This is a genomic window from Microbispora sp. NBRC 16548 (assembly GCF_030268985.1).
GTDB lineage: Bacteria > Actinomycetota > Actinomycetes > Streptosporangiales > Streptosporangiaceae > Microbispora > Microbispora catharanthi.
In genome coordinates this window covers 57,528-71,966 of sequence record NZ_BSSF01000002.1, presented here as the reverse complement: position 1 = coordinate 71,966, position 14,439 = coordinate 57,528, and the positions used below count along the sequence as shown (strand labels likewise).

At 71.8% G+C, this 14,439-nt stretch carries 16 protein-coding genes; 5 read left to right on the top strand and 11 right to left on the bottom strand.

Annotation, left to right across the window (positions count from 1 at the left end):
- Positions 1-20: 20 nt before the first annotated feature.
- Complete coding sequence (guaB, locus tag QSK36_RS04830; RefSeq protein WP_139573616.1) at positions 21-1,502, bottom strand: IMP dehydrogenase; 1,482 nt, start codon at positions 1,500-1,502, stop codon at positions 21-23.
- Between the two features lie 590 nt (positions 1,503-2,092).
- Here guaB and QSK36_RS04825 point away from each other — a divergent pair.
- A complete protein-coding gene (locus QSK36_RS04825; protein ID WP_285781475.1) occupies positions 2,093-3,097 on the top strand; it encodes a helix-turn-helix transcriptional regulator in 1,005 nt (334 codons plus the stop codon).
- An 84-nt stretch (positions 3,098-3,181) separates the two neighbouring features.
- On the top strand, positions 3,182-3,559 hold the full coding sequence (locus QSK36_RS04820) for a DUF5319 domain-containing protein (protein WP_139573618.1): 378 nt from the start codon (positions 3,182-3,184) through the stop codon (positions 3,557-3,559).
- Here QSK36_RS04820 and QSK36_RS04815 read toward each other — a convergent pair.
- From QSK36_RS04815 to QSK36_RS04795, 5 genes are all read right to left on the bottom strand, one after another.
- A complete protein-coding gene (locus QSK36_RS04815; protein ID WP_183534314.1) occupies positions 3,520-3,735 on the bottom strand; it encodes an anti-sigma-D factor RsdA in 216 nt (71 codons plus the stop codon). The genes QSK36_RS04820 and QSK36_RS04815 overlap by 40 nt on opposite strands.
- Positions 3,732-4,358, bottom strand: coding sequence for a sigma-70 family RNA polymerase sigma factor (locus QSK36_RS04810; RefSeq protein ID WP_139573620.1), 627 nt, complete (start codon positions 4,356-4,358; stop codon positions 3,732-3,734). The genes QSK36_RS04815 and QSK36_RS04810 overlap by 4 nt, the downstream gene beginning before the upstream one ends.
- 317 nt (positions 4,359-4,675) lie before the next feature.
- Complete coding sequence (groL, locus tag QSK36_RS04805; protein WP_183534312.1) at positions 4,676-6,301, bottom strand: chaperonin GroEL; 1,626 nt, start codon at positions 6,299-6,301, stop codon at positions 4,676-4,678.
- Between the two features lie 70 nt (positions 6,302-6,371).
- On the bottom strand, positions 6,372-6,683 hold the full coding sequence (gene groES, locus QSK36_RS04800) for a co-chaperone GroES (RefSeq protein WP_030508383.1): 312 nt from the start codon (positions 6,681-6,683) through the stop codon (positions 6,372-6,374).
- Between the two features lie 269 nt (positions 6,684-6,952).
- Positions 6,953-7,795 (bottom strand): NAD-dependent epimerase/dehydratase family protein, encoded by an 843-nt coding sequence (locus QSK36_RS04795; protein WP_285781474.1) that lies wholly within the window; start codon positions 7,793-7,795, stop codon positions 6,953-6,955.
- 140 nt (positions 7,796-7,935) lie between these two features.
- On the opposite strand from QSK36_RS04795, the gene QSK36_RS04790 reads away from it, so the two are divergent.
- The 3 genes from QSK36_RS04790 (at position 7,936) to QSK36_RS04780 (ending at position 10,701) form a co-directional block, all read left to right on the top strand.
- Positions 7,936-8,481, top strand: coding sequence for a MarR family winged helix-turn-helix transcriptional regulator (locus tag QSK36_RS04790; RefSeq protein WP_183534308.1), 546 nt, complete (start codon positions 7,936-7,938; stop codon positions 8,479-8,481).
- A 28-nt stretch (positions 8,482-8,509) separates the two neighbouring features.
- The gene (locus QSK36_RS04785; RefSeq protein WP_285781473.1) at positions 8,510-9,697 is read left to right on the top strand and encodes a class I SAM-dependent methyltransferase; all 1,188 of its coding nucleotides are present in this window, start codon (positions 8,510-8,512) and stop codon (positions 9,695-9,697) included.
- Positions 9,698-9,852: 155 nt separating this feature from the next.
- Positions 9,853-10,701 (top strand): hypothetical protein, encoded by an 849-nt coding sequence (locus tag QSK36_RS04780; protein WP_285781472.1) that lies wholly within the window; start codon positions 9,853-9,855, stop codon positions 10,699-10,701.
- A 27-nt stretch (positions 10,702-10,728) separates the two neighbouring features.
- On the opposite strand, the gene tsaD is transcribed toward QSK36_RS04780, so the two are convergent.
- The 5 genes from tsaD to QSK36_RS04755 all read right to left on the bottom strand — a co-directional run bounded on the left by tsaD (position 10,729) and on the right by QSK36_RS04755 (position 14,300).
- Entirely contained in the window at positions 10,729-11,766 is a 1,038-nt protein-coding gene (gene tsaD / locus QSK36_RS04775; RefSeq protein ID WP_285781471.1) for a tRNA (adenosine(37)-N6)-threonylcarbamoyltransferase complex transferase subunit TsaD, read from the bottom strand.
- A complete protein-coding gene (gene rimI, locus QSK36_RS04770) occupies positions 11,763-12,251 on the bottom strand; it encodes a ribosomal protein S18-alanine N-acetyltransferase (RefSeq protein WP_352239692.1) in 489 nt (162 codons plus the stop codon). The genes tsaD and rimI overlap by 4 nt, the downstream gene beginning before the upstream one ends.
- A gap of 19 nt (positions 12,252-12,270) precedes the next feature.
- The gene (tsaB, locus tag QSK36_RS04765) at positions 12,271-12,993 is read right to left on the bottom strand and encodes a tRNA (adenosine(37)-N6)-threonylcarbamoyltransferase complex dimerization subunit type 1 TsaB (protein ID WP_183534300.1); all 723 of its coding nucleotides are present in this window, start codon (positions 12,991-12,993) and stop codon (positions 12,271-12,273) included.
- Positions 12,994-13,104: 111 nt separating this feature from the next.
- A complete protein-coding gene (locus QSK36_RS04760) occupies positions 13,105-13,659 on the bottom strand; it encodes a class F sortase (protein ID WP_183534298.1) in 555 nt (184 codons plus the stop codon).
- A gap of 2 nt (positions 13,660-13,661) precedes the next feature.
- On the bottom strand, positions 13,662-14,300 hold the full coding sequence (locus QSK36_RS04755) for a hypothetical protein (RefSeq protein WP_285781470.1): 639 nt from the start codon (positions 14,298-14,300) through the stop codon (positions 13,662-13,664).
- Between the last annotated feature and the right edge of the window lie 139 nt (positions 14,301-14,439).

Here is a 14,439-nt window from a genome sequence, read left to right as displayed (position 1 = left end):
TCCGTCTCTTCCGGTACGACCTAGCGCCCGTGGTAGTTCGGAGCCTCGACCGTCATCTGGATGTCATGCGGGTGGCTCTCCTTGAGCCCGGCCGCGGTGATCGGCATGAGCTGCGCCTTCTCGTGCAGCTCCTCGATCGTCCGGGAGCCGGTGTACCACATGCCCTGCCGCAGGCCGCCGACCAGCTGGTGGGCCACCGCCGCGACCGGGCCGCGGTAGGGCACCTGGCCCTCGATGCCCTCGGGGATGTACTTGTCCTCCCCGGACACCCCGGCCTGCGCGTACCTGTCCTTGCTGAACGACGCGCCGCCGCGCTCGCGGTTGCGCACCGCGCCCAGCGATCCCATGCCCCGGTACGACTTGAACTGCTTGCCGTTGATGAAGATCAGCTCGCCGGGCGACTCCTCGCAGCCGGCCAGCAGCGAGCCGAGCATGACCGTGTCGGCCCCGGCGGCCAGCGCCTTGGCGATGTCGCCCGAGTACTGCAGGCCGCCGTCGCCGATGACCGGGATACCGGCCGGGCCACACGCCAGCGCGGCCTCGTAGATGGCGGTGAGCTGCGGGGCGCCCACGCCCGCGACGACCCGGGTGGTGCAGATCGAGCCGGGTCCGACGCCCACCTTGACCGCGTCGGCGCCCGCGTCGACCAGCGCCTGCGCGCCCGCGCGGGTGGCGACGTTGCCGCCGATGACGTCCACCCGGCCGTTGGCCTTGATCTTGGCGATCATGTCGCACAGGCCGCGCGAGTGCCCGTGCGCGACGTCGACGATGATGACGTCCGCGCCCGCCTCGATCAGCGTCATGGCGCGCTCCTCGGCGTCGCCCGCGACGCCGACCGCCGCGCCGACCATCAGGCGTCCGTCGGCGTCCTTGGTCGCGAGCGGGTACTGCTCGCTCTTGGTGAAGTCCTTGACCGTGATGAGGCCCTGCAGGCGACCGGCCTCGTCCACGAGCGGGAGCTTCTCGACCTTGTTCTGCCGCAGCAGCCGGAACGCCTCGTCGCGGTCGACGCCCACCGGCGCCGTCACCAGCGGCATCGGGGTCATGACGTCGCGCACGGCCCTGCTCTGGTCGCTCTCGAACCGCATGTCGCGGTTGGTGACGATGCCCACGAGCACGCCGTCCGCGTCGGTGACCGGGACCCCGGAGATCCGGTAGGTCGCGCACAGCCGCTCGACGTCGGCGAGGGTGTCCTCGGGAGAGCAGGTGACGGGGTTGGTCACCATCCCCGCCTCCGACCGCTTGACCAGGTCGACCTGCTGCGCCTGCTCCTCGATCGAGAGGTTGCGGTGCAGGATGCCGATGCCGCCCTGCCGGGCCATCGCGACCGCCATGCGCGCCTCGGTGACCGTGTCCATCGCGGCCGACACCAGCGGGATGCGCAGCGTGATGGTGCGGGACAGCCGGGTCGTCGTGTCGGCCTCCCCCGGCTGCAGGTCCGAATATGCGGGAACGAGTAGCACGTCGTCGAACGTGAGTCCCGGTTCGGTGAACTTGGCCATCTGCTGCACCCCTCCTGCGCTGTGGGTCCTCGCGCGTGGGTCCCTCGCCAGACCCGAGGTCAGTCTAGTGGGCGCCCCAAACCGCATCCGGCCGACCTGTCAAGGGGGAGGGCACAAAAAGTGGGGGGACCGGCTTCCGGTCCCCCCACTTCCCCGCGTCGCGCCCGCCACGCCCGTCGAGCCCCCCTCCGCGCCCGGCAGACGGGGCGTTCCCGGCTAACGCTGGGTCAAGAATGCGTCACGCAGCGTCCACGCGCAATGGCGTAACGTGCAACTGCACAAAGATGCATTTCCTGTCTCTCGAAACTACGCCCGAAACAAATGCCGAACCCTCACATCCATACAAAAGCCGCCACGCTCAACCCTGCCAAATGTGTGAACGGGACGGACAGCGCGGAAAATCCGAGCTATTCTCGCGACCCGAAGCGAGGCGGGGATGGGGCGGAAGTCGGCGCACCGGACGCCGGGAAACGTTTTCTCCCAGGGACCGGCGAGCCAGTGGATCGAGTGCGCCCAATGCGATCAGCGCGGCGCGACCGGTGCGGTGCCATCGGCGCCGTGCGACCAGTGTGACCACCGACGGAGCGAGCATGAGTACGACGCGCAACGCCGCCTCCCCGGCCGACCCGTTCGAAAGCCTCGGCCTCTCCCCCGACCAGGCGGCCCTCTACACGGCCATGCTGCGGCTGCACCGCGCCACGCTGACCGAACTCGCCGAGGCGGTCGACCGGCCCGCCGCGGACGTGCTCAACGCCCTGAACGGGCTCGTACGGCTCGGCGCGGTGAACCGGCGGCGGGAGGAGTTCCTCGCCCGCCACCCGGCCGCGGCGATCGGACGGCTGGTGGCCGAGAGGCTGGACCGCATGGCCCGGGAGACGCGCCAGATCGACGAGGTGCTCGCGGCGGCGGGACGCCTGACCCACCACTACGACGCGGGCCTCGACTGGCGCAGCGGGCGGTTCTCGGTCGAGCCCGTGAGCGGCGCGGACGAGCTCTGCGAGAGCGTGATCGGCCTCGCGCTGCAGGCGCCCCCCGCCGAGCTGGTCATGGCCGTGCCGGATCGCCGCACCATGGCCAGGCTGGCGGACGGGTACGGCGGCCAGTGGATCCAGGCCGCCGCGGACGGCATCCTGCGCCCGCGGATGGTCGTCGCGCTCGACGCCGTGTCCGCACCCGCCATGCGGGAGGTGTGCGCGCGGTTCTCGGCGGCGGGCGCGGGACTACGCGCCCTCGACGCGGTGCCGAGCTGGTTCTTCGCGCTCGGCGACGGCACCGCCGGGCTGCCCGCCGAGTGGGGCGTCCCGCTGCCCGAGCACTCCTACAACTGCTACCTGGTCCACGCCCCGGTGGCGGTGGGGGCGCTGCGGGCGCTGTTCGAGGCGCTGTGGGCCCGGGCCGCGCCGATCTCCCCGCACAACAACGCGCTGCAGGTGCTGCGGCTGGCCGCGCACGGCCTGTCCGACGACGCCATCGCCCGCCACCTCGGGGTCTCCGTACGCACCGTGCGGGCCAGGTTCGCCGAGGCGATGTCGGAGCTGGGGGCCCAGTCCCGCTTCCACGCCGGGGTGGAGGCGGCCCGCCGCGGCTGGCTGTGACGCCCGCGTCGCGGGGCACGGCCCGACGAGCAGATGAGGCGCACTTTCGCTCGTGGAGGGGGCCGTGGTCATAAGGTGGGATGCGTGCTGGAAGACGTCCCCCGCGACCCGTTCGCGGATGACCCCAACGACCCCGCGTCGGAGCTTGGAGCGCCCGACGACGTGGAGCCGCTGACGCTCGCGGAACGCGACGAGGCGCTGACCGATCTCGCCGACGTGGAGGTCTTCCGTTCCCTGCTCGAACCCCAGGGCGTGCTCGGGCTGGTCCTCGACTGCCCGGAGTGCGGCGAACAGCACTACTTCGACTGGGACCTGCTGCGCGGCAACCTGCGCCAGATGATCGACAACGGCCGGCCTCAGGTCCACGAGCCGGCCTACCAGCCCGATCCGGCCGACTACGTCAGCTGGGAGTACGCCCGGGGCTACGTGGACGGCGTGATCGACACGGAGGAGAGCCACTGACCGTCCACGTCGGCGACGAGCGCGCCGAGCAGCCGGATGGCGGCGTCCGTGCCGCCGACCGGCTCGCGGCGGGCGAGCGCGTCGAGGACGGCGTCCGTCCGCGTTACTTCGCCCTCCACGTCGGCATCGCCGTACGACCCGAGGTGGCGAGCCGTACGACGACGTTTCGTGGTCACGCAATCGACTCCAGCTCGGCCAGCTGCCGGAGCCTGGCGAGCGCACGATGCTGCGCGACCCGGACGGCACCTGGTGACATGCCGAGTACATTACCCGTCTCCTCGGCGGACAGGCCCGAGACCACCCGCAGAATGAGGAGCTCGCGCTGGGTGTCCGGGAGCCGGGCGAGCAGGTCGCGGGCGTGCTGCGCCTCGATGTACCGCACCACCGTCTCCTCCGGCCCGGGGCCCTCGTCGGGCCCGTCCGGCAGGTCCTGCGTGGGCACGGCCGAGCGGACCGAACTGCGGAGGGCGTCGGCCACCTTGTGGGAGGCGATGCCGAAGACGAACGAGGCGAACGGGCGGCCCATGTCGCGGTAGCGCGGCAGTGCCGACAGCACCGCGATGCACACCTCCTGGGCCACGTCGTCGGCGATGTGGTACTGACCGGACACCCTGCCCAGTCGAGCCCTGCAGTAGCGGACCACCATCGGGCGCAGGTGTCCCAGCAGTGATTCGATCGCGGTGCGATCTCCCTTTACGGCAAGGCTGGTCAGTTCCCTGAGGTCGGGCTCATCCGATCTCGTCGCAAGCCTTACCCCAGTTGCGGCGTCGGCGACGCATCCCTCGGTCACGTTAGGCATGATGCCCGCCGCGATCGTTCATGTCGTCATGGTTAACGGCTACGGATTGGTCACATTGACGCGTCGATAACGGTCCGTAATCAACTGATCACTCGATCGTTGGAACATTCCAACCGGAATGCCCAAAACGAGGGATATACGCCTGACGGCCTTGACAGGGAATAAGAAGCATGCCGGTCGTTCGCATTGCCCGGGAGCCGGCTTCGCCCCCGACGGCCCGTCCCATGCGCAGAACGTGCAAGGGGCGAAAAAGCGGTGCGCCCCGCGGTCCGCCCTTGCGGGCGGGCGCGGGGCGCGATGCGCGGAAGGCGCGGGAATCAGTGGCCGTGACCGTGGCCGTGGCCGTGGCCGCCGTTGGCGGCCGGAGCCTCCTCCTCGGGCTTGTCCACGACGAGGGCCTCGGTGGTGAGCAGCATGCCGGCGATGGACGCGGCGTTCTGCACGGCCGAGCGGGTCACCTTGACGGGGTCGATGACGCCCTGGCCCACCAGGTCGCCGTACTCGCCGGTGGCGGCGTTGAGGCCCTCACCGGCGTTCATCGCGGCGATCTTGGTGGTGACGACGTAGCCCTCCATGCCCGCGTTCACGGCGATCCAGCGGGCGGGCTCGATCAGCGCCTTGCGGACGATCGAGACACCGGTGGCCTCGTCGCCGGTCAGGCCCAGGTCGTCGAGCTCCTTGGCCACGTGCACGAGCGCGGAGCCACCGCCGGAGACGATGCCCTCCTCGATCGCGGCGCGGGTCGCGGAGATCGCGTCCTCGAGGCGGTGCTTCTTCTCCTTCAGCTCCACCTCGGTGGCGGCGCCGACACGCAGCACGCACACACCGCCGGCCAGCTTCGCGAGACGCTCCTGGAGCTTCTCACGGTCCCAGTCGGAGTCGGACTGCTCGATCGCCACCTTGATCTCGCGGACGCGGTCCTCGATCGCCTGGGCGTCGCCGGCGCCGTCCACGACCGTGGTGGTGTCCTTGTTGACCACGACGCGGCGGGCCGTGCCGAGCACCTCGAGGCCGACGTGCTCCAGCTTGAGGCCGACCTCCTCGCTGACGACCTGGCCGCCGGTGAGGATGGCGATGTCCTGCAGCATGGCCTTGCGGCGGTCGCCGAAGCCGGGCGCCTTGACGGCGACGGAGGTGAAGGTGCCGCGGATCTTGTTGGTCACCAGGACGGCCAGGGCCTCACCCTCGACGTCCTCGGCGATGACCAGCAGCTGGCGCTTGCTCTGGGCGATCTTCTCCAGCAGCGGCAGGAAGTCCGCGATGGAGGAGATCTTGCCCTGGGTGATGAGGATGTAGGGGTCCTCGAGGACCGCCTCCATGCGCTCGGAGTCGGTCACCATGTAGTGCGACAGGTAGCCCTTGTCGAACTGGAGGCCCTCGGTGAACTCCAGCTCCAGGCCCATCGCGTTGGACTCCTCGACGGTGATGACACCGTCCTTGCCCACCTTGTCGAACGCCTCGGCGATCAGGCCGCCGATCTTCGCGTCCTGCGCGGAGATCGTCGCGACGTTGGCGATCTCCTTCTTGTCCTCGACGTGGCGGGCGCTGCCGAGCAGCCGCTCGCTGACGGCCTGCGCGGCCTTGTCGATGCCGCGCTTGAGCCCGAGCGGCTGCGCGCCGGCGGCCACGTTGCGCAGGCCCTCGCGGACCATGGCCTGGGCCAGGACGGTCGCGGTGGTGGTGCCGTCACCCGCGATGTCGTTGGTCTTGGTCGCCACTTCCTTGGCGAGCTGGGCGCCCAGGTTCTCGTACGGCTTGTCCAGCTCGACCTCGCGAGCGATGGTCACACCGTCGTTCGTGATCGTCGGGGCACCGAACTTCTTGTCGATGACGACGTTGCGGCCACGGGGGCCGAGCGTCACCTTGACGGCGTCGGCGAGAGCGTTGACACCACGCTCGAGAGCGCGCCGCGCGTCCTCTTCGAACTCCAGGATCTTCGGCATTCAGGTCTCCTTGTGAGCGCGCGGAGCCCCGGGCACGTGGTCCCGGGGCTCCGCAAGCCGGCGCGGCCTACTACTTCTCGATGATGGCGAGCACGTCGCGGGCCGAGAGCACCAGGTACTCCTCGCCGCCGTACTTGACCTCGGTGCCGCCGTACTTGCTGTAGAGGACGACGTCGCCCTCCTTGACGTCGAGCGGAATGCGCTTCTCGCCGTCCTCGTCCCAGTTGCCCGGGCCCACAGCGAGGACACGGCCCTCCTGCGGCTTCTCCTTGGCGGTGTCCGGGATGACCAGGCCGGAGGCGGTGGTCTGCTCGGCCTCAAGCGGCTGGACCACGATGCGGTCGCCGAGCGGCTTAACGGGAACCTTGGTGGCGGTCGTCACGATCGGACCTCCCCTTCAGATTGCGATGAATGAGCTGAAGAGGCGACCAGCGGCCTGCCGTCGCGGGTGTCAGACCTGTCTCGTCGCTGTTGGCACTCTCACTGGGAGAGTGCCAACACGAAACAGTATGCAAGTGGCGCGTGACAGTCAACACGAACCGGCATCGCAGGTCAGACGCATCCGGCGGCAACGCGCCCGAGATCGCCCGTTCAGCCGTCCGCCGCGCCGGCGTCGGCGCCCGTTCGCGTGATCCTGCGCATGCCCGACGGTCAGGCGCGGGAGGCGTACGAACCGGAGCGGACGTCGTCGACGATGCCGGGGCGGCTCGGCTGCCAGCCGAGGACCTTCCTGGCGAGGTCGCCGCTCACCACCTGGCTCAGGGCCAGGCCCTCGGCGAACGGGCGGCCGAGCACCTCGCTCGCCTCGCCGATCGGCCACGGCACGGCCTTCCCCGTACGGCCCGCGGCCGCCGCCACGTCGGCGACGCTCACCGCCTCCTCGGCGATCGCGTGGAAAAGGCTCCCCGGCTCGGCCTTCTCGATCGAGGCCACGAGCAGGTCCGCCAGGTCGTCGACGTGCACGGTCGCCCAGGTCGGCACCGGGCCGCCCGCGTGGACGTACCGGCCGCCCTCTCCCCCGGGGGAGGCGAGCAGCGTGGGGATGCCGGCGCCCCGGCCGTACACGATGCCGGGCCTGACGACGACGCCGCCCGCGTCCAGCACGAGCCCTTCCAGCCGCGGACGGTAGCGGGAGGCGGGGATGGGGTTCACCGGCGTGTCCTCGCCCGCCGCCTCGGTGGTGGTGCCGAGCACCCAGACGCCGCTGATGTAGACGAGCCGCGCGCCGCCGCCGGCGAGCGCCTCGATCGCCGCGACGTCCACCGCCTCGTCACCGACGGGGTTGGCGGCGTGCACGACGACGTCGATGTCCGGCGTGACCGCCTCGCGGAGCGTCTCGGGCTCGTGGACGTCGCCGTGGCGCACCTCACCCGGCACGGCGGCGTCGCGGGCCTTCGGCCGGACGAGCGCGACCACCTCGTGGCCGCGTTCGGCGAGGCGCTCCGCCAGCGCCGAACCGATGTACCCCGTCGCCCCGAGCACCAGGACCTTCATCTCTTTCACCTCAAACACTTCGATGTTTTACTGTTCGACGAAGAAGGTATCGCACCTCCGGCTTACATTTCAACGTCGAAGTGTCGGATACGATGACGGGTGGAGGAGGAGCGGCGAGGAGGACCCGGACCGCGCGCGCGATGAACGACACCCTCACGAACGACACCGCCGACGACGACACCGCCGGCAACGACGCCGTCGACCAGATCCTCGGCCAGTGGGCCCGGGTGCGCCCGGACGTGGACTGCTCGGCGATGGGAGTGGCCGGGCGGATCTCCCGCGCGTCCCGCCTGCTGGAGAAGGGCATCAAGGAGTACTTCAGCGGGCACGACCTCGAACCGTGGGAGTTCGACGTGCTCGCGACCCTCTTCCGGTCCAACCCCGATCACCGGCTCTGCATGAGCGATCTCGCCACGGCCGCGATGGTCAGCTCCGCGGCGCTCACCAACCGGGTGGACCGCCTCGTCGTCAAGGGCCTGGTGCACCGGGAGGTCTCGCCGTCCAACCGCCGCATGGTCCTGATCACCCTCACCGGCGAAGGCCGGGCCGTGGTCGACGCCCTGCTGGCGGGTCACGTGGCCAACGAGGAGCGGCTGCTGGCCGGCCTCACCGACGAGGACCGGGAGCGGCTGTCCGGCCTGCTCTGCAAGCTGCTCACCTCGCTCGGCGACGTCGGCTCCTGCTGACCGCCGGGCAGGCGGTAGCGTCGCGGGCGTGGACCTGGACGCCTTCCGCACGCTGCTCACGCCCACCGGGCGCGGGGCCCTGGACGAGGCCGTGAAGATACTCGCCGACGGCGCCGATCCCGTGGCCGCCGCGAGCGCGCTGCGCCGGAGCCACCCGGCGGACCTGGCGGCGGCGGCGCTCACGCAGGCGTCGCTGCGACGGCGGGCCGAGGCCAAGTTCGGCCCCGACGCCGCCGTCATGTACTTCACCCCCCACGGGCTGGAGCAGGCCACGCGCCCCGAGGTCGCCGCACACCGCGCTGCCAGAATCCGAGCCGCCGGAGAGCTCGGCCCTGCCGTGCTGGACGTCTGCTGCGGGATCGGCGGGGACCTGCTCGCGCTGGCGAGGGCGGGCTGCCCGGTGGACGCCGTGGACCTCGACCCGCTGACCGTGGAGATCGCCCGTGCCAACGCGGCGGCGCTCGGCCTGTCCTGCCTGGCCGACGTCCGCACGGGCGACGCCGCGCTGGCCGACCCCGGCGGATACGGCCTGCTGTTCGCCGACCCCGCCAGAAGGGGAGCGAGGGGCCGGACCTTCGACCCGATGGCGTACTCCCCCACGTGGCCGGTCGTGCTCGACCTGGTGGCCCGCGCCCCGGCGGCCTGCCTGAAGGTGGCTCCCGGCATCCCGTACGAGTTCATCCCGGAGGGCGCCGAGGCCGAGTGGGTGTCGTACCGGGGCGAGGTGAAGGAGGCGGCGATCTGGACCGGGATGGGGCCGGGCGGCCGGCGCGCCACCCTGCTGCCGTCCGGGGCCACGCTCACGGCGTCCGGGGCGGAGGCGGAGACCGGGCCGGTGAGCCGCTACCTCTATGAGCCCGACGGCGCCGCGGTGCGGGCCCATCTGGTCGCCGAGGTCGCCGCCCTCGTGTCGGGCCGCCTCGTCGATCCGCGGATCGCCTACATCACGAGCGACCGTCTCGTACGCACGGAATGGGCGCCCTGCTACGAGGTGACCGACGTCATGCCGTTCTCGCTCAAACGGCTGAGAGCGGTGCTGCGCGAACGGCGCGTCGGCGTGGTCACCATCAAGAAGCGCGGGTCCGCCGTCGACGTCGAACGGCTGCGCAAGGATCTGCGGCTTTCCGGCGACAATTCCGTCGTGATCGTGCTCACCCGCATCGAGGAACGGCCGTTCGCCCTGCTCTGCCAGCCTGTGACCAGCACGAACGGATAAAACCGGAACAATTCACCGGCAATTACCGCCTTTCTCATTCCACGCCTGATGGCCGCGGGTCAGGGCCTAAAGTTGGCCGTCGGGCGTCCGCCTGTTCGTTCATCTGCGCGAGACCGGGCCGAACCGATGTTTCGGCGAGTGAAGGAGCATTCTCGGTGGAGCATTCCAGCCACAACCTCCTCCAGGCGGGCAGCCAGACCGCCATCTCCGACCGGATGCGCGAACTGCTCGCCCGGGCGGCCCAGGACCACGTCTACGAGCAGCGGACGCAGGGCGCCGTGCTCGACGAGATCCGCCAGCGGCTGGAGGGCATGGAGTGGCTCCTGCGCGAGGTGCGCGAGCGCGAGCTGGGCGGCCTCGGCGTGACACTCGAGGTGATCACCCAGCGGCTCGACGACATGACGGTCAGGCCGCCCGCCTGGGCGGAGGGGCTGGCCCAGCACATGGAGCTGCTGCGCGACCACGTGGACGACGTCGGCGGCCGCACCCAGGGCCTCGCCGACCGGATGGCGGACGTCGCGCACCGGCTCGGCAAGTTCCAGGGGAGCATGGAGGCCGCCGCCGGGCGATTCACCCGGATCGACAAGGCCCTCACCGCGCTCACCGAGCGCACCGAGCGGCTGGAGGCCGTCGTCGTCGAACGGCTGGACTCGGTCGGGGGCCGGATTGAGGCGGTGGAGAGCGGGGTCGAGGGCATGGACGCCAGGGTGACCGCGCTGGGCGCCGGCGTCGGCGACGTCGCCGCCGGCGTGGACGAGATGAGCACCACCATCGCGGGCATGAACGCCGACCTCACCTTGGCGGCGGGGGCCGTCGTGCCCCTCGCGGACGCGGTGCGCAGCAGGCCGGACCGTGAGCAGATCGCCGAGACCGTCTCGGACGCGGTCACCCGCGCCATGGAACCGGCCCGGGGCGACGTGGCCCGGCGGCTCGCCGCGCTGGAGGAGACCATGCTGGCGCTCGCCGAGGTCCTCCTGCGCCCCGCCCGCGGCCACGCCGACTGAGAACCGCCCCCGCCGCCCGGTTCGCGATCAGACGTTGACGACGGTGATCGGAAGCGACGAGTCGGCCGGGATCTCCAGGGTGGAGGGGTGCACGCCCGCCGCCACCAGGTCCGCGCCGAGCGCCGCCACCATCGCGCCGTTGTCGGTGCACAGTCCGGGCCGCGGCACCCGCAGGCGCACCCCGGCCGCGTCGCAGCGCTCCTGGGCCATGGCCCGCAGCCGGGAGTTGGCGGCCACGCCGCCCCCGATCAACAGGTCCTTCACGTCGTAGCGGGCGCACGCCTGCAGGGCCTTGCGGGTGAGCACGTCCACGACCGCCTCCTGGAACGACGCGGCGACGTCGGCCACGGGCACCGCCTCGCCCGCCGCCTCGCGGGCCTCGACCCACCGCGCCACGGCCGTCTTCAGGCCCGAGAAGGAGAAGTCGAGGGTGCCGTCGTCGTACTTGCCGCGTGGGAACGCCACCGCCGTGCCCGAGCCCTCGCGGGCGGCCCGGTCGATGTGCGGCCCGCCGGGGAACGGCAGCCCGAGCACCCGGGCCACCTTGTCGAACGCCTCCCCGGCCGCGTCGTCCACCGTGGACCCGAGCGAGATCACGTCCCGCGCCACGTCGGGCACCAGGAGCAGCGAGGAGTGCCCTCCCGACACCAGCAGCGCGATCGAGGGCTTGGGCAGCGGGCCGTGCTCCAGCTGGTCCACGGCGACGTGCGCGGCGAGGTGGTTGACCCCGTAGAGCGGGACGCCGAGCCCCAGCGCGTACGCCTTGGCGGCGGCCACTCCGACGAGCAGCGCACCCGCGAGACCGGGACCCGCGGTGACGGCGACCGCGTCGATGTCGGAGAAGCGCAGCCCGGCGGCGGCCAGCGCGCCTTCGACCGTGGGCGTCATCGCCTCAAGGTGGGCCCGCGAGGCCACCTCCGGCACCACGCCGCCGAAGCGGGCGTGCTCGTCCATGCTGGAGGCGACGGTGTTGGCCAGCAGCGTGTGGCCGCGGACGATGCCCACGCCCGTCTCGTCGCAGGACGTCTCGATCCCCAGCACGATCGGCTCGTCACGCCTGCTCATGCCCCGCCCCCCATGTCTCCGTGTCGTGGCCCGAGGTCCTTCACCATGGTGATGGCGTCGGTGCCGTCGTCGTAGTAGCGCCGTCGCAGGCCCAGCCGCCGGAAGCCGAACCGCTCGTACATCGCCTGCGCGGGCGGGTTGTCGGCGCGCACCTCCAGGAACACCGAGACCGCGCCGCGCCGTACGGCCTCGGCGAGCAGCGCGTCCATCAGCGCGGTCCCGACGCCGGCGCGCCGGTGATCGGCGAGGACCGCGATCGTCTGGACGTCTGCCTGGTCACCCGCCGCCGCCAGGCCGGCGTACCCCACGACGCGGTCGCCCACCTCGGCGACGACGTAGTGCCGGGTGCGCGGCTGGTCGGCCAGCTCGCCGCGCAGCATGGCCTCGCTCCAGGCGTCCATGGGGAACGTGGTCCGCTCGATGTCCATCACGACGGGCAGATCCTCGTGGGTCATCTGGCGCAGCACGACCTCGGCCTGCCTCACGACGTGCCCCCGCGGCGGATCACGCCGTCACCCGCTTCGGCGCCCCGGGCACCTGCGCGTCGGGACGCCGCAGGTAGATGGGCCGCGGCGGGCCGAGCACGGCCAGCTCCCGCGCCTTCTCGACCGAGTCCACGCGTCCCTCGGGCACCCGGGCGAGCTCCGCCGCCTCCTCCTCGCTCAGCGTCGCGAGGTGCTCGGCCGCCAGGGCCGCGAGCGCGCCGGCCGAGGGAAGCTCGGGACCGCGCACCCGGTCGGCGCCGATGACGTCGGCGTACATGGCGCCGCCCGCGCCGATCACGGGCAGTTCCCCGGGCAGGTCGTGCGGCCGGTCCACGCGCGGCCCGTCGAGCCGCGTGCGCGGGTCGCCGTACCGCGCCCAGAAGACCTCCTTGCGCCGCGCGTCGGTCGCGACGAGGAACGGCCCGCTCTCCCGCGCGGCGTACGCGAGGGCGTCGAGCGTGCACACCCCGAACGCCGGCACACCGGCGGTCATGGCCAGCGCCGTCGCCGTCATCAGGCCGACCCGCAGACCGGTGTACGGCCCGGGGCCGGTCCCGGCGACGATGGCGGTGACGTCCTTGAGCGTCGCGCCGGACTCCCGCAGGACATGCTCGACGGCGGGTGCGAGGAGCTCTCCGTGCCGCCGCGCGTCGATCGTCGTCGACTCTGCCACCACGCGCTCGCCGTCGTGCAGCGCGGCGGTGACGGCGGGAGTGGCGGTGTCGAAGGCCAAGACAAGCACGAAGGTCAAGCGTAGTCGCTGTGTGGAGGCGGACGACCACGCCCGGGGCCGGTTGCGGCCGCTCGGTCACCGTCGCCGCGACGGGCTCGGCCCGCGCGGCCGCCGACGGCGTCAGGCGGCGCGGATCAGAGAGGCGTAGACGATGACGTTGTCGCGGTACTCGTGCCGCGACCAGTCGAAGTTCCCGCCGCAGGTGATCAGGCGCAGGCCGTCCTCGGTGTAGACGCGCTCGGCGGGGAAGTCGTCCTTCGGCACGCGCTCCACCGAGTCGACCCGGTAGGAGGCGGTCTTGCCGTCGCTGCGCACCACTTTCACGACCGCTCCCTCGCGCAGGTCGCGCAGCCGGTAGAAGACCGCGGGAGCGGTCTTGGTGTCCACGTGACCGATGATCACGGAGGCGCCGGGGTCGCCAGGCACGGCGCTGCCCGTGTACCAGCCCGCGGTGGACGGCTTGTCGAACGGCGGCAGTTCGACGTCGCCCTCGTCGGACAGGCCGAGCTTCATCAGAGGAGCCTTGAGGTGCAGCGCCGGGATGTCGATCCGCTTGGGGACGACGGAGGACCTGGCGGCGGGCTGGTCCGTCATCCCCTTGCCGCCGGCGACCGCGGCGAACACGAGCCCGGTGACCACCCCGGCGATGATCACCCCCCGGGTGGACAGCGCCAAGGTCAGGCTCCGGAGCGCCTGCGGGCCACGCCGACGCCGACGCCGAGCGCGGCCAGCAGCACGACGACGGTGACACCCGTCGGCAGGCCGGACTCGTCTTCGGGACCCCCTGCCGCCGTGCCGCCGCCGCCCGCGTGCGGCGCCCGGGTGGGAATCCTCGTGTGGTCCTCGGTGTGGTCGGGCTCCGGCGCGACGATCCTGAACGACGCGCTGCCGATGTCGTTGGTGGCCTCACAGCGCACCTGCACGCGGTAGCCGCCCGCCTTGGCCCCGGCCCTGATGGTCGCGCTGCCGCGCACCATCGGCACGGTCGCGGTCGGGGTGGCCGACGGCGGCGCCGGGGCCACCAGCGTGACGAGCCCGGTGAAGGCGTCGGATCGGGCGGTCGCCCGATATTCCGTGCCGCCCTGGGGCAGCGGGCACCTGGCGGTGATGTGGATGCTCTTGGTCGACCCGCCGACGATCCGCTTCGGATCGAGCTCCACCCGCACGTCCGGCCGCGAGACCGAGACGAGCGGTGTCGGCAGGGCCGGGGTCAGCGTCATCGTGGGGTCGGCGGAGACCGTCTCGGCCGACGCGGTGCAGCCCAGCGCGCCGAACAGTAAGGCTCCCCCGACGGCGACCTGCGTGATCCTGCTCAACGGCACACCTCTTCCACGCCGGTCCCTTACCCAGAAAATCCTTACCGACTCATGGCCGAGGATCTTCCTTCGTCTCGATGATCCACAGAAGCGCGGACAGGCGTCAAGGACTGTGCGGCGGACCGGTCTGGATCGCGTA

Bases quoted from the DNA above. Each gene is read 5' to 3' on its own strand.
- guaB (WP_139573616.1), bottom strand. From the start codon at position 1,502: ATGGCCAAGTTCACCGAACCGGGACTCACGTTCGACGACGTGCTACTC.
- QSK36_RS04825 (WP_285781475.1), top strand. From the start codon at position 2,093: ATGAGTACGACGCGCAACGCCGCCTCCCCGGCCGACCCGTTCGAAAGC.
- QSK36_RS04810 (WP_139573620.1), bottom strand. From the start codon at position 4,358: ATGCCTAACGTGACCGAGGGATGCGTCGCCGACGCCGCAACTGGGGTA.
- groL (WP_183534312.1), bottom strand. From the start codon at position 6,301: ATGCCGAAGATCCTGGAGTTCGAAGAGGACGCGCGGCGCGCTCTCGAG.
- QSK36_RS04795 (WP_285781474.1), bottom strand. From the start codon at position 7,795: ATGAAGGTCCTGGTGCTCGGGGCGACGGGGTACATCGGTTCGGCGCTG.
- QSK36_RS04790 (WP_183534308.1), top strand. From the start codon at position 7,936: ATGAACGACACCCTCACGAACGACACCGCCGACGACGACACCGCCGGC.
- tsaD (WP_285781471.1), bottom strand. From the start codon at position 11,766: ATGAGCAGGCGTGACGAGCCGATCGTGCTGGGGATCGAGACGTCCTGC.